The sequence below is a fragment of the Terrabacter sp. P5_B1 genome (assembly GCF_056400505.1).
Map to the genome: position 1 here is coordinate 1 of NZ_JBFULD010000092.1, position 13002 is coordinate 13002.

At 72.3% G+C, this 13002-nt stretch carries 14 protein-coding genes; 6 read left to right on the forward strand and 8 right to left on the reverse strand.

Features of this window, described 5'->3' with window-relative positions; translation table 11 throughout:
- The 5 genes from AC1DP0_RS08905 to AC1DP0_RS08925 form a co-directional block, all read left to right on the forward strand.
- Positions 1-1500, forward strand: a 1500-nt coding sequence (locus AC1DP0_RS08905; protein ID WP_478083807.1) for an MFS transporter, incomplete at its 5' end; no start/stop codon positions are given.
- On the forward strand, positions 1500-2684 hold the full coding sequence (gene menE / locus AC1DP0_RS08910) for an o-succinylbenzoate--CoA ligase (protein WP_478083808.1): 1185 nt from the start codon (positions 1500-1502) through the stop codon (positions 2682-2684). The genes AC1DP0_RS08905 and menE, both read left to right, overlap by 1 nt.
- Before the next feature lie 47 nt (positions 2685-2731).
- Positions 2732-3025, forward strand: a complete 294-nt coding sequence (locus AC1DP0_RS08915; protein ID WP_478083810.1) for a PLDc N-terminal domain-containing protein — start codon at positions 2732-2734, stop codon at positions 3023-3025.
- A 20-nt stretch (positions 3026-3045) separates the two neighbouring features.
- On the forward strand, positions 3046-3921 hold the full coding sequence (locus tag AC1DP0_RS08920) for a 1,4-dihydroxy-2-naphthoate polyprenyltransferase (RefSeq protein ID WP_478083811.1): 876 nt from the start codon (positions 3046-3048) through the stop codon (positions 3919-3921).
- A gap of 60 nt (positions 3922-3981) precedes the next feature.
- A complete protein-coding gene (locus AC1DP0_RS08925) occupies positions 3982-5232 on the forward strand; it encodes a flavin-containing monooxygenase (protein WP_478083812.1) in 1251 nt (416 codons plus the stop codon).
- On the opposite strand, the gene AC1DP0_RS08930 is transcribed toward AC1DP0_RS08925, so the two are convergent.
- Genes AC1DP0_RS08930 through AC1DP0_RS08955 form a run of 6 tightly spaced genes read right to left on the reverse strand, consistent with a single transcriptional unit; the run spans position 5229 to position 10340 of the window.
- Complete coding sequence (locus tag AC1DP0_RS08930) at positions 5229-5555, reverse strand: DUF4229 domain-containing protein (protein WP_478083814.1); 327 nt, start codon at positions 5553-5555, stop codon at positions 5229-5231. The two genes, AC1DP0_RS08925 and AC1DP0_RS08930, sit on opposite strands and share 4 nt — an antisense overlap.
- A gap of 6 nt (positions 5556-5561) precedes the next feature.
- Entirely contained in the window at positions 5562-6557 is a 996-nt protein-coding gene (ccsB, locus tag AC1DP0_RS08935) for a c-type cytochrome biogenesis protein CcsB (RefSeq protein WP_478083816.1), read from the reverse strand.
- On the reverse strand, positions 6554-8305 hold the full coding sequence (resB, locus tag AC1DP0_RS08940; RefSeq protein ID WP_478083817.1) for a cytochrome c biogenesis protein ResB: 1752 nt from the start codon (positions 8303-8305) through the stop codon (positions 6554-6556). The genes ccsB and resB overlap by 4 nt, the downstream gene beginning before the upstream one ends.
- Position 8306: 1 nt before the next feature.
- Positions 8307-9050, reverse strand: coding sequence for a cytochrome c biogenesis CcdA family protein (locus AC1DP0_RS08945; protein WP_478083819.1), 744 nt, complete (start codon positions 9048-9050; stop codon positions 8307-8309).
- Positions 9051-9057: 7 nt separating this feature from the next.
- Positions 9058-9672 carry a TlpA family protein disulfide reductase gene (locus AC1DP0_RS08950; protein ID WP_478083820.1) on the reverse strand — a complete coding sequence of 205 codons (615 nt, stop codon included), beginning with the start codon at positions 9670-9672 and terminating at the stop codon, positions 9058-9060.
- The gene (locus tag AC1DP0_RS08955; RefSeq protein WP_478083821.1) at positions 9672-10340 is read right to left on the reverse strand and encodes a histidine phosphatase family protein; all 669 of its coding nucleotides are present in this window, start codon (positions 10338-10340) and stop codon (positions 9672-9674) included. The genes AC1DP0_RS08950 and AC1DP0_RS08955 overlap by 1 nt, the downstream gene beginning before the upstream one ends.
- Before the next feature lie 129 nt (positions 10341-10469).
- On the opposite strand from AC1DP0_RS08955, the gene AC1DP0_RS08960 reads away from it, so the two are divergent.
- Positions 10470-11087 carry a LysE family transporter gene (locus AC1DP0_RS08960; RefSeq protein WP_478083822.1) on the forward strand — a complete coding sequence of 206 codons (618 nt, stop codon included), beginning with the start codon at positions 10470-10472 and terminating at the stop codon, positions 11085-11087.
- Between the two features lie 37 nt (positions 11088-11124).
- Here the strand turns inward: AC1DP0_RS08960 and AC1DP0_RS08965 are convergent, their stop codons facing one another.
- Together AC1DP0_RS08965 and AC1DP0_RS08970 are read right to left on the reverse strand one after the other, a co-directional pair.
- Positions 11125-11745 carry a hypothetical protein gene (locus AC1DP0_RS08965; protein WP_478083824.1) on the reverse strand — a complete coding sequence of 207 codons (621 nt, stop codon included), beginning with the start codon at positions 11743-11745 and terminating at the stop codon, positions 11125-11127.
- A gap of 139 nt (positions 11746-11884) precedes the next feature.
- On the reverse strand, positions 11885-13002 hold a 1118-nt coding region (locus AC1DP0_RS08970), incomplete at its 5' end, for a glutamate-1-semialdehyde 2,1-aminomutase (RefSeq protein ID WP_478083826.1).

The following is a 13002-nucleotide window of genomic DNA, read 5'->3' on the forward strand; positions in this document are numbered from 1 at the left end:
GGACTCGGTCGCGCGGCCGCCGGGACGGCCCGCCTGACGGCCCGCTCGGGCCGCTGCGCCGCTGCGAAGGCCCACGCCTACACCCACTCCGGCGGGGCCGGCGAGACCGGGCTGGCGCGCATGACCGAGCTGCACGCGAGCCACACCGCGGGCGACACGATCATGACGCTGGCCCTCGCGGGCACGCTCTTCTTCAACCCGCAGACGGCCCACGCCCGCGGCGACGTCGCGACCTTCCTGCTCCTGACGATGGTCCCGTTCGTCCTCGTCGCGCCGCTCATCGGCCCTCTGCTCGACCGCTTCTCGCACGGTCGCCGGTGGGCCATCGGCACGACGCTGGCGCTCCGGGCCTTCCTCTGCTGGGTCCTGGGCGAGGCGATCACGAACGACAGCGGCTGGCTCTTCCCCGCCGCCCTCGGCTGCCTCGTCGCGTCCCGGGCCTACACCATCACGCGGGCGGCCGCCGTCCCACGCCTGCTGCCGCCAGGCATCACCCTCGTCAAGGCGAACTCACGCGTGTCGATGGCCGGGGTCGTCGGGGCCGTCGTCGGGGGCGCGTTCGGCGGCGTGGCGATGCTCGCCGGTCCGGCCTGGGCGCTCCGGGTCGCGTTCGTCGTCTTCGTCATCGGGACCGTCCAGGCCATCCGACTGCCGGAGCGTGTCGACTCCCCCCTAGGTGAGGTGTCCATCGACGACACGACCGCGATCCCCGTCAGCGTCCCAGCACGAGACGGCACCGACGGCACCGACGGCACCGACGGCAGCGACACGGGGACCCCGCCGGCCCGCAGCTCGCTCCGCGGCACCCAGCGCGGCTGGTCGGGCTCCCCCGCGACACGGCATACGCCCACGGACGGCGACACCCTCACGGTCGACTCGCTGGGACCGGTGGGCCGCTTCCGTCGCCGCAAGCAGGCGATCCCCTGGCCGGTCATGCACGCCATGTGGTCGACGGGGGGCACGCGGGTGCTCACCGGCTTCCTCATCCTCTTCATGGCGTTCCTCGCCAAGGAGCACCCCATCGGCGGCATCCGCGGCGAGGTCGTCCTCGCGATCATCGCCGTCGCCATCGGGATCGGCAACGCGCTCGGGAGCGTCGTCGGCAACGTCGTGCGCGACCAGCGGCCGGAGCGCATCGCGATGGTGTCGGTGCTCGCCGCGACGGTCTGCTGCGCCGCGGCGGGCATCTGGTACGGCGTGTGGACCCTCGCCCTGCTCGGCTTCGTCCAGGGCCACTCGGCGCAGCTGTCCAAGCTCTGCTTCGACGCCCTCGTGCAGCGCGAGGTCCCCGAGAACGTCCGCACGTCGGTCTTCGCGTGGTCCGAGACGATGCTCCAGGTGCTCTGGGTCGTCGGCGGCACCCTCGGCATCGTGCTCCCCCTCAACCCCTACGTCGGGTTCCCCGTCTGCGCGGTCGTGCTCGTGTGGACCGTCGCCATGGCGGCCCGGCAGCGCCGCCGCGCCACACCGACCGCACGACCGAGAGCGAGACGTGCCTGATGGCCGCGCCGTCCCCCAGACCGCTGGCGATCCCCGCCGGACCCGCCGTCCTCGACGTGCTGCCCGCCCTCGAGGCGGCCCTGACCGGCCGCTCCCCCGTGCTGCCGTATGCCGCGGACGACCTGCCGCCGCCGGTGCCGTCCCACGACCCGGCCGACCTGCCCGACGGGCTCGGGGTCGCGATCGGCACGTCCGGCTCGACCGGCCGCCCCAAGCGCGCGCTGCTGACGGCGGACGCGCTCGAGCGGTCGGCGAGGGCGACGCACCAGGTCCTCGGCGGCAGCGGCGCGTGGCTGCTCGCCATGCCGGCCCACCACGTCGCCGGGCTGCAGGTGTTGCTGCGCTCGGTCGCCGCGGGGGTCGCCCCGGCCGTGCTCGATCTGCGTGACGGCTTCTCCGTCGCGGCGTTCGCTGCCGCGGCGTCCCGGGTCCACCCGCCGAGCGCTGCCATGCGGCGCTACACGGCGCTCGTGCCCACCCAGCTGTCGCGGCTCGTCGACGATCCCTCGGGGGTGGCGGCCCTGCGCGGCTTCGACGGCGTGCTCGTCGGCGGCGCCGCGACACCTCCCGCGCTCGTCGAGCGCGCTCGCGCCCTCGGAGTCGTCCTCAGCCTCACCTACGGCATGAGCGAGACGGCCGGCGGCTGCGTCTACGACGGCACCCCCCTGCCTGTCAGCCGGGTCCAYGTCGACAACGACCGGCACGTCGTCCTCGGCGGCGACACCGTCGCCGACGGCTACCTCGGCGAGCCGGGCCTGACCCGTGACGCGTTCACCGTCGACCCCGACGGCGTGCGGTGGTTCCGCACCGACGACCTCGGCCACTTCGACGACGACGGCCTGCTCGTCATCAACGGCCGCGCCGACGACGTCATCAACACCGGCGGGCTCAAGATCAACCCCGGGGTCGTCGAGGACGCCATGGCACGGCACCTCGACGACGTCCTCGACGTGGTGGTCCTCGGGCTCCCCGACCCGGAGTGGGGCGAGTCCGTCTGTGCCGCAGTGACCCTCGTCGACCCCACCGCGCACCTGACGACGCATCAGGTGCGTGAGCGCCTGCGCGGCATACTCCCTGACACAGCGCTCCCGCGCCGGGTGCTCGTGCTCGCCTCCATCCCGCAGCGCGGGCCGGGCAAGCCCGACCGGGCCGCCATCCGACGCGCCGTTCAGGGTCCCGCCTGAGCGGTGGCAAGATAAGGGTGTTCCCACCCTCGCCGAAGGAGGTCGTCGTGCTGCGCGTCATGCTCGTCGCCCTCGTCGTCTTCGCCTCGATCTATGCGTTCGTCGACTGCGTGCAGACCGACCACCGCGTGGTGCGGACGATGCCCAAACCGGTCTGGCTCATCACGGTCCTCGTGCCCGTCCTCGGGCCGATCGGCTGGTTCGTGGCCGGCCGAGCCGGTGCCCGCGGCGGTCCCACGCCACGAGGGCCGGGTCGCCGGCCGCCCGGGCCGTCCGGGCCGCGAGGACCCCGAGGGCCACTAGGGCCCGACGACGACCCCGACTTCCTCCGCAAGCTGTAGAAGGACGCCCCGAGAACTCCATGGCCACTCTGTCCCAGTGGATCGAGGGCGCGCGCCCTCGCACGCTGCCCGCCGCCGTCTCCCCCATCCTCGTCGGCACCGGTGCCGCCTACCAGACCGGTCACGTCGTCTGGGCGTATGCCCTTCTCGCCCTCGTCGTGGCCCTGGCTCTCCAGGTCGGGGTCAACTACGCCAACGACTACTCCGACGGCATCCGCGGCACTGACGAGGTGCGGGTGGGCCCGGTGCGCCTCGTCGGCCAGCGCCTGGCCGCGCCCGGGTCGGTCAAGATCGCGGCGTTCGCGTGCTTCTTCTTCGCGGGCCTCATGGGCCTGGCCCTCGTCGGCCTCTCCGGCCTGTGGGTGATGATCCCGATCGGTGCGGCCGCCATCGTGGCGGCGTGGTACTACACCGGTGGGTCCCGGCCCTACGGCTACCTCGGGCTGGGCGAGGTCTTCGTCTTCGTCTTCTTCGGCCTTGTCGCGACCCTCGGCACGATGGCGACGATGACGCCGCCGACGGCAGCCGGCTGGTGGGGCGCGATCGGGGTGGGCGCCCTCGCCTCGGCGATCCTCGTCGCCAACAACCTGCGCGACATCCCGACCGACCGCGAGCACGGCAAACGCACGCTCGCGGTGCGGATGGGTGAGTCCGGGACGCGATCCTTCTACGTCGTGCTCGTCGCGGTGGCGTTCGTCATGACCGGCCTCGCCGCGCTCACCTCCCCGTGGGCGCTGCTCGCGGTCCTGGCCGCCCCGCTCGTCGTGCGGCCGATGCAGGCGGTCGTCGGCCGCGCCACCGGTCCGGGTCTCATCCCGGCCCTGGCCGGCACCGGCCAGTTCCAGCTGGCGTGGTCGGTGCTGCTCGCCGTCGGTCTCGCCCTCGGGCGCGCCTGACCGACCGGCCGTTGAGGCCGTTTCGCTGACCCGGACGGCCGCAGGTGCCACGGTGGACCCGTGGTCGAGGAGATCGACGTCGTCGTCATCGGGGCCGGGCAGGCGGGGCTCGCGACGAGCCACGAGCTGGCCCGGCGGGACGTGCAGCACGTCGTGCTCGAAGAGAGCTCGCCGGGGTCGTCATGGCTGGGCCGCTGGGACAGCTTCACGCTCGTCGGCCCCAACCACACGGTGCGACTGCCCGGGGCGACCTACGACGGGGACGACCCCGACGGCTTCATGTCCCGCACCGAGATCGCCCAACACCTGCAGGCGTATGCCGGCCGGCTGGGTCGGGTGCGCCAGGGAGTGGCCGTGCGGAAGCTCACCCGGGCACCCCACGGCGGCTTCGTGCTCACCACGGACTCCGGGCCGGTCCGCAGTCGGGTCGTCGTCGTCGCCACCGGTGCCTACCAGCGACCGCACGTGCCGGCCGGACTCGCGTCGCTCTCCCCCGACGTGCCGTGCGTCGACACGCTCCACTACCGCAACCCCGGTGCGCTGCCCGACGGACCGGTGCTCGTCGTCGGCAGCGGGCAGAGCGCCTGCCAGATCGCCGAGGAGCTCGCGCTCGCCGGACGCGAGGTCGTCATGGCGTGCGGCCGTGCCCCGTGGTTCCCACGCCGGCCGGGCGGCCGGGACGTCTTCGACTGGCTCCTCGACACGCCGTTCTTCGAGCAGACCCCGGCGCAGCTCGCAGCACCGGCAGCCCGGCTGGGGGCCAACCCGCAGGCGAGCGGGGTCGGCGGAGGCCACGACGTGCACTTCCGGACGCTGCACGCCCTGGGCGTGCGGCTCGGGGGCCACGCGGTCGGCGTCATCGACGGCGAGGTGCGGCTCGCGCCCGACCTGACGGCGACGCTCGCCTGGTCCGACGACGCCTACCGGATGCTGCGCGATCTCGTGGTCCGGTCCTGCGTCGCCGTCGGCACGCAGCCGCCCGAGCTGCCCGAGCCCGCGGCGTTGGAGCCGCCGCCGGTCGACTCGGTGCCGGTGCGTGCTCTCGGCTCCGTCGTGGTGGCGACGGGCTTCCGGTCGCGCTACTCCGAGTGGATCGACGTGCCCGGCCTCGTCGACGACCAGGGGTTCCCGGTGCACGTCGACGGCGAGAGCGTGGTCGCACCCGACCTGCACTTCGTCGGGGTGCACTTCCTCCGGCGGCGCCGGTCGGCACTGCTCTTCGGCGTCGGGGACGACGCCGCCGCGACGGCGACGCGCATCGCGACCCGGATGGCGAACCCGATGGCGACCCGGACCGTCCCCCCGGCCTAGTGGTCGGCCCTGCGGGGGTCCTCGGCGGCTGCCGCGCCCGTGGAGTCCGCGTCACGCACGGGGCGCTCGTCCTCGGCGTCCTCGGCGAACTCGTCGCTCGTCGGGTCGACCTCCTGCTTCGCCACGAGCTTGGCCTCGTGCCGGTCGATCAGCTTGGCCGTGATCTCGTCGCGCATGCCGCGCAGCAGGATGTAGGACGCGGCGGCCGACGCGAGGGCCGACGCTCCGAGCAGGAGCACCGGGTTGTTGCGCAGCCCGATGAGCCAGAAGAGGAAGAGGAACCCGAAGAAGATCAGGATGCGGAGCAGGGAGTAGCGGACCATGTCAGATCACATGCCTGAGTAGTTGTGCATGCCCACGAAGGTCGACACGAGGTTGACCAGCGTGAAGTTGATGAGGACGGCGACGTAGCCCGCGAGCGCGATGTACATCGACCTGCGGTGGTCGACGCCGGCCGTCGCGCGGCTGTGCATGTAGGCGGCGTAGACCGTCCAGATGACGAACGTCCACACCTCCTTGGGGTCCCACTGCCAGTAGGCGCCCCAAGCCTGCTTGGCCCAGATGGCCCCCGCGATGAGCGTGAACGTCCACAGGATGAACGCGACCATGTTGAGGCTGTATGCCGTGTGCTCGAGTGACGTCGAGCTCGGCAGCGACTCGAGGAAGCCGGGCTTGGCGGGGGGCTTCTCCTCGCGGCGCAGGCGCACGAGGTAGAGCACGCCGACCGCGAACGCGAGGGTGAAGAAGGAGACGGCGAGGAAGGCCACCGACACGTGGATGCCGAGCCAGTAGGACTTCAGGGCCGGCATGAGCTCGCCGGCCTCCGTGTAGAGCACCGTGAGCGCGAGGCCGAGCACGAGCAGGATCKGGGTGACGATGAAGACGCCGAGCCACTGCCAGCTGTTGCGCCTGGCGAGCACGCTGTAGGCCGCACCGACGGCGGCAGCCGCGGCGGTCGCGAACTCGAACATGTTGCCCCACGGGGGGCGACCCACGGCCAGCCCGCGCATGAGCACCGACGCGACGAGCAGCGCCGACGCGAGGTAGGTCAGCATCAGGGCGATGCTGCCGCGCTGGCGGCTCTTCAGGCTCTCCTCGAACCCGGCCCCAGCCGCACCCGACGCCGCCGGACGGCGTTCGGTCGTCGTCGGCGCGCCGGCCCCGACCAGGACACCCGCGCGCTCGTCGGCCGGGGCGGCCGCGACGTCGGAGTCGACCACCTTCGGCACTCGCGCCGCCAGGTGCCAGGTGAAGGCGAGCATGGCGAGTGTGTAGACGATCATCGACGCGTAGAGCGCGGCGTTGGCGTTGGCTGCGAGGTTCACGAGCGGTCGGTCCGTTCTGCAAGGCGGTCGTGCACGCCGGTCGTGATCGCGGTGACGATCGCGGCGAGCCCGGGGTCGGAGTCCTTCGAGAGGCCACCGATGGTGACCACGGTAGCCCGTCGTCCGTCGGCGGCGGGCGGGCTGTCAAGGGTGCCCCCGGCGTCGGGGTCGGCACCTGCGTCCGTCGGGGCCGGACGGACGCGGACGAAGACGCGGCGGCGCTTGATGGTGAGGCCGAGGATGAGGCCGAGGGTGGCGAGGACGGCACTGACGAGACTGAGCGGGGCACCCGGGTCGGTGCGCACCGACAGGCCGGCGAACCGCTTGACGCTGTCGAAGGTGATGGAGCCACGGCCGCCGGGCAGCTGCTTGGTCTGTCCGGGCTTGAGGCGGAACAGTGCCGGCGACCCGTTGGGCTGCAGCACCTGCTTCATCTGCTCGGTGTTGAGCGTGTAGACCGACTGGGGTGCACCACCGGGGAAGAGGTTGCCCTCCCACAGCGACATCGCGATCTCGGGGTTGTTCGCGTCGGGGAAGAGCGACACCGGGCCGTTGGTGAAGGTCGGCTCGGCCGTCGGCAGGAAGAAGCCGGTGAAGCCGAGCTGCTTGGGCGAGGCCGACGGCACCTTGATGACGCCGACGGACCGGTAGTTCGGATCCTGCGGGAGGAACGGCGTGGCCTCGCGGTAGAGCACGGCGCCCTTCGCGTCGCGCACCGTGATGACCGGGGTGTAGCCGTTGCCGAGCAGGAAGATGTCGGCGCCGTCGACGGTGACCGGGTGGTTGACCGAGACGCTCTCGCTGCTCTTCGACGCGCCTGGCCCGCTCTGCAACGTCGTCTGGGCCTCGAAGAGCCGCGGTTTGCCGAAGTCACGACCGGGGATCTCGTTGAACTCGACGTGGAGCCTGTCGAGCGACAGGACGAAGGGCGGCAACGTCTCGGTGTCGACCCAGGGGCCCGGTGAGATCGTGTTGTAGGTGCCCGCCGACGACGCGAACTTGTCGCCCTCGGCGAGGATGATGTCGCCGCGCCAGCCGAGCAGGTGCCCGACGGCCATGCCGATGATGATGCCCGTGAGCGCGAGATGGAAGAGCAGGTTGCCGGTCTCGCGGAGGTAGCCGGACTCGGCGGAGACGCTCGTGCCGTCGTGTGAGTGCACACGGAACCGCTTGCGCTTCAGGGCCTTCCGTGCTGCATCGAGGGCTTCGTCAGGCGACAGGGTGGTCGTGAGCTCGGTGTGCTCGTCGAGCCGCTTCAGCCGTGCGGGAGCGCGCGGCGGGGTCGAGCGCAGGGCCGAGAGGTGCACCTTGGTGCGCGGCACGATGCAACCGACGAGGGAGATGAAGAGCAGCAGGTAGATCGCCGAGAACCACGGGGACGCGTAGACGTCGAAGAAGCCGAGCCGGTCGAGCCACGGGGACGTCGTCGGGTTCTGCGCCATGTAGTCGGCGACCCGACCGGCGTCGATGTTGCGCTGCGGGAAGATCGAGCCCGGCACGGCGGCGATCGAGAGCAGCAGGAGCAGGAAGAGCGCCGTGCGCATGCTCGTCAGCTGGCGCCAGCCCCAGCGGAGCATCCCGACGACGCCGAGCGTCGGCAGCATCGGCTCCTGACGGTCGGGCCGGATGCCCTTGCGTATGCGTTGGGCTCCCTGGGCGCCCGTGCCGCCCCTCGCGCTCTTCTCGGTGGCGGGGTCGGCGTCGGGGTCGGTGCCGGGGTCGATCGCCGGGTTCGTGTGGGTGCTCATGTCAGATCGCCACCTGGAAGCCGTTGACGAGTCGCACCTGGAGCCAGACGATGACGTCCTCCCAGACCCCGGTCAGCATGAGCAGCCCCACGGCGACGAGGAGCAGCCCTCCGAGGTTCTGCAGGGCGCGGCGGTGACGGCGCAGCCAGTCGTTCGCGGTGCCGGCGCGCTCCCAGAGGGCGGCCATGAGGACGAAGGGCAGGCCCAGGCCGATCGAGTAGACGGCCGCCAGCGCGAGGCCTCGACCGATCGAGCCGGACTCCGCCGAGATGGGCGCGGCCATCGCCTGGATCGCCCCGAGCGTCGGCCCCATGCACGGGGACCACCCGATCGCGAACGCGGCGCCGAGCAGGGGCGCCCCCCCGAGACCCGCGCGCGGGCGCCAGCTGACGGGGACGGCATACGACCGCCCGATCCCGAGGAAGAGCAGTCCCATGACGAGGACGACGGCTCCGCCGACGCGCAGCAGCGCGCTCTGGTGCTCACGGAAGGCCAGCCCGACGGCCGAGACGGCGGCTGCGGCGACGAGGAAGACGACGGTGAAGCCCAGGACGAAGAGCAGCGCCCCGAGCACGAGCCGCCCCCGTGACCGCTTCTCGAGCGACACGTCGGAGAGTCCGGTGACGTAGCCGAGGAAGCCGGGGACCAGCGGCAGCACGCAGGGAGAGGCGAACGAGACGAACCCGGCCACGAGGGCGACGAGCGCTGCCACGAGGAGCGAGCCGGTGGCGAGCTCGGTACCCACGTCGGTCTCAGGCCTTCTCGGCGAGGACGTCGTCGATGAGCCCGAGCAGCGTCGTCGTGGTGACCGGGCCGGAGACGCGGGCCGCGATGCGGGCCTCGTGGTCGAGGACGAGGGTCGTCGGGGTGGCCGAGGCCTTGCCCTGGAGCGAGAGGATCGGCACGCCGCCGTCGTAGGCGAGCGAGGGGTAGGTGACCTTGTTGGCGGTGAGGAAGGCGCGGCCGGTGTCCGCGCCCTCGAGCTTGTCGAGGCCGAGGAACTCGACCTTGCTGCCCTTGGCCTGCACGCTCTCCCACGCCTTCTGCAGCGCGGGGGTCTCCTCGATGCACGGTGGGCACCAGGATCCCCACACGTTGACGACCAGGACGGTGCCGGCGCGCTCGGCGTTGCTCCACGGCTTGCCGTCGAGGGTCGTGCCCTCGAGCTTGACCGGCTCGCCACGGTCGGAGACGGGCAGCTGCTCGATCGAGCCGTCGCCGGCGACGTAACCCTTCCGGTCACCTGAGCGGGCTTGGTCCGCGACGGAGTTCGGGTCGGTCGAGCAGGCGGCAGTGAAGGTGGCGAGGCCACCGGCCACGGCGACGGCGGCCCACCGCAGCGCGGTGCGTCGGTCGAGCTGGTCCATCAGGCGCCCACGCTCTTGCTCGCCCTCGCGAGCAGCTGGGCGGCCGGTTCGGAGTAGGTGATCGAGGCGAGCTCGTCACCGTGGTAGGTCAGGGAGGTGAGCGACGCCAGGGTGCACTCCCGCTTGCGGGGGTCGTGCCACAGGCGTCGGCCCTCGAGCTTGTTGCGCACCGTCCAGACCGGGAGCTGGTGGCTGACGACGACGGCCTCGTGGCCGCGGGCGGCGTCGCGGGCGTCGGCGATCGCCGCCAGCATCCGGGTGGCGATGTCCTCGTAGGGCTCGCCCCACGACGGCTTCGTGATGTCGGTGAAGAGGTGCCAGTTGCGCGGGTGGATCAGGTCGCCCAGGCCGACGCTGCGACCCTCGAACTGGTTCTCGGACTCGATGACGCGCACGTCGGGGGCGATCTGCACGCCGTGGTCGGTGGCGATCGGGGCCGCCGTCTCCTGGKCCCGCTCGAGCGGCGACGCGACGACGTGGGTGATGTCGTTGGTCTCGAGGTGGGCCGCGACGAGACGCGCCATGTCGCGGCCGAGCTCGGACAGGTGGAAACCGTCGAGGCGGCCGTAGAGCACGCCCTCGGGGTTGTGGACCTCGCCGTGGCGCATGAGGTGCACGACCGTGAGGTCGGCGGCGCCCGCCGACTCCCCGCTCGTGCTCTGACCCATGGACGACAGTCTCTCAAACGTGCTGCTCAGGACCGAATCCGCACCCGAGCCTGTGCACCCCCTGTGACGTGCTGCAACGTCCGTGGGACACCGGGCGACGGCAGGACGACGCCGCCTACACTCCACGACGTGTCGTGGAATGTCTGGCTGACGCTCGTCGGGGCGGGCGTGCTCATCTCCCTCACCCCCGGGGCCGGTGCCGTCAACACGATGGCCAACTCGCTCGGGTCCGGCTGGACCCGCTCGATCTGGGGCATCCTCGGTCAGCAGGTCGCGCTGCTCGCCCACCTCGCCGTCGTGGCCGCCGGGGTCGGCGTCCTCGTCGCGGGTTCACCCGTGCTCTTCAACGTCATCCGGTATGCCGGGGCCGCCTACCTCGTCTACCTCGGGGTGCGCCAGTTCCGCTCGCGGGCAAGCGTCGCCCGGGTCGGGCCGGGGGACCGCGAACCGGCGTGGTCGATGTTTCGCCGAGGTCTCCTCGTCAACCTCACCAACCCGAAGGCGGTCGTCTTCTTCCTCGCGTTCACGCCGCAGTTCATCCGTCCGGAGCGCCCGCTGCCCGAGCAGTACGCCGTGCTCGCCGCGACGATCGTCGCCATCGACGTCATCGTCATGTGGTTCTTCTTCGCCGCGGCGGCACGCGGGCTCGGGCGGCTGACCCAGCGAGAGTCGGGCCAGCGCACCCTGAACCGCGTCTTCGGCGGACTCTTCGTGGGCGTCGGCGTGCTGCTCGCCGCCGTCCACTAGGGCAGCTGCTCGGGAGCCCGAACCAGCCCGAACCGGCTCAGACGAGCTCGGGCGCGTCCAGGTGGGCGATGGCGAGCGTGAACTCGCCGATCTCGGTGATCCTCATGCCGGTGTCCTGCACGAGGTCGGCCCGCAGCCCCATCGCCGCGTCGCGGGTCGCCACCATCGCCTCGGGCGAGTCGTAGGTCGCCGTCACACAGCACCTGCCGGACGTGCGGTCCACGAAGAGGCTTGCACTGCAGAACCCTTCGAGCTGCTCGACCCGCGGCATGATCCCCATCCGGAAGGCGTCGAGGATGGAGTCGATCTTCGTCGGGTCCCCTTCGGCCCACGTCACCCGGGCCGAGCCGCCGTCCGCGACACGGTGGTCGCGGTGGAGGTAGGCGATCTCCCACTCGTCGACCGTGGCCTCACCGCCGAGGAGCTCGGCCGCCTGCTGCCGCAGGGGGGCGACGCTGTCGGCCGTGGCCCGCATCGCAGCCTCGTCGCGCCAGGCCGTCGTGACGATGCACCGGCCGCTGACGCGGTCGGCGACCATGGACAACCCGACACAGCCGTCCATCCCCCTGACCTGCGGCATCACCACGTCCTGCACGTGCGCGATGCCGGTCTCGATCATCTCGGGACGGCCCATGACCGTCGTGGAGCGTGCGTGCACGACTCCACCTCCCTCAGTCGGGGCGACACCCGGACGGCGCCGCCGTCACCGACCAGCGTCCTCCACCCCGGACGCCCCGACAATGCCCCGGGCACCTTGTGGCATATGCCGGGTGGCCCGCCGCCACTCCCCGGTGCCGTCAGTCGGGGGTGGCGGCGGCGCGGGCCGCGGCGGGGAGCGCCGCGAGCACGTGGTCGACGGCCTCGTCGTCGTGCGCCGCCGACACGAACCACGACTCGAACGCGCTCGGCGGCAGGTGCACGCCCTGGCCGAGCATCGAGTGGAAGAACCGGCGGAAGGCGCCGGTGTCCTGGTCCTTGGCGTCGTCGTAGCTCGTGACGGCGCCGTCGCGGAAGAAGACGGAGAACATCGATCCGGCCCACTGGATGGTGTGCGGCACCGAGGCGGCGCCCAGCTCGCTGGCGACGGCGCCGGCGATCGTGCGCGAGACGACGTCGAGACGGTCGTACACCGCGGGGGTGCAGCCCTGCAGCGTCGCGAGCCCGGCGGCCGAGGCGACGGGGTTCCCGGACAGCGTCYCGGCCTGGTAGACGGGCCCCTGCGGCGCGAGCAGCGCCATGACGTCCGCGCGGCCGCCGAAGGCCGCCGTCGGGAAGCCCCCGCCCATGACCTTGCCGAAGGTGAAGAGGTCGGGCGCGCCCGCGGCATACGGTCCCTCGAGGCCGTAGAAGCCGGAGGCGCTGCAGCGGAAGCCGGTCATCACCTCGTCGGAGACGAGCAGGGCGCCGTGCGCCCTGGTGACGCGCAGCAGGCCCTCGGTGAAGCCGGGCGCCGGCGGGACGACGCCCATGTTGCCGGCCGCAGCCTCGGTGATGACGGCGGCGATCTCGTGGCCCCGCTCGGCGAAGGCGGCCTCGAGCGCGGGAAGGTCGTTGTAGGGCAGCACGATCGTCTCGCCGGCGCTCGACCGCGGCACACCGGCCGAGTCGGGGAGGGCGAACGTCGCGACCCCGGAGCCGGCCGAGGCCAGCAGCGCGTCGACGTGGCCGTGGTAGCAGCCGGCGAACTTCACGATGACGTCGCGCCCGGTGAACCCGCGCGCGAGGCGGATGGCCGACATCGTCGCCTCGGTGCCCGAGTTGACGAGGCGCACCTGCTCGACCGGCTCGACACGGGCGACGATCTCCTCGGCGAGGCGCACCTCGTTCTCACTCGGCGTGCCGAACGAGAAGCCGTGCGCGGCGGCCTCGTTCACGGCCGCGAGGACCTCGGGGTGTGCGTGACCGAGGATCATCG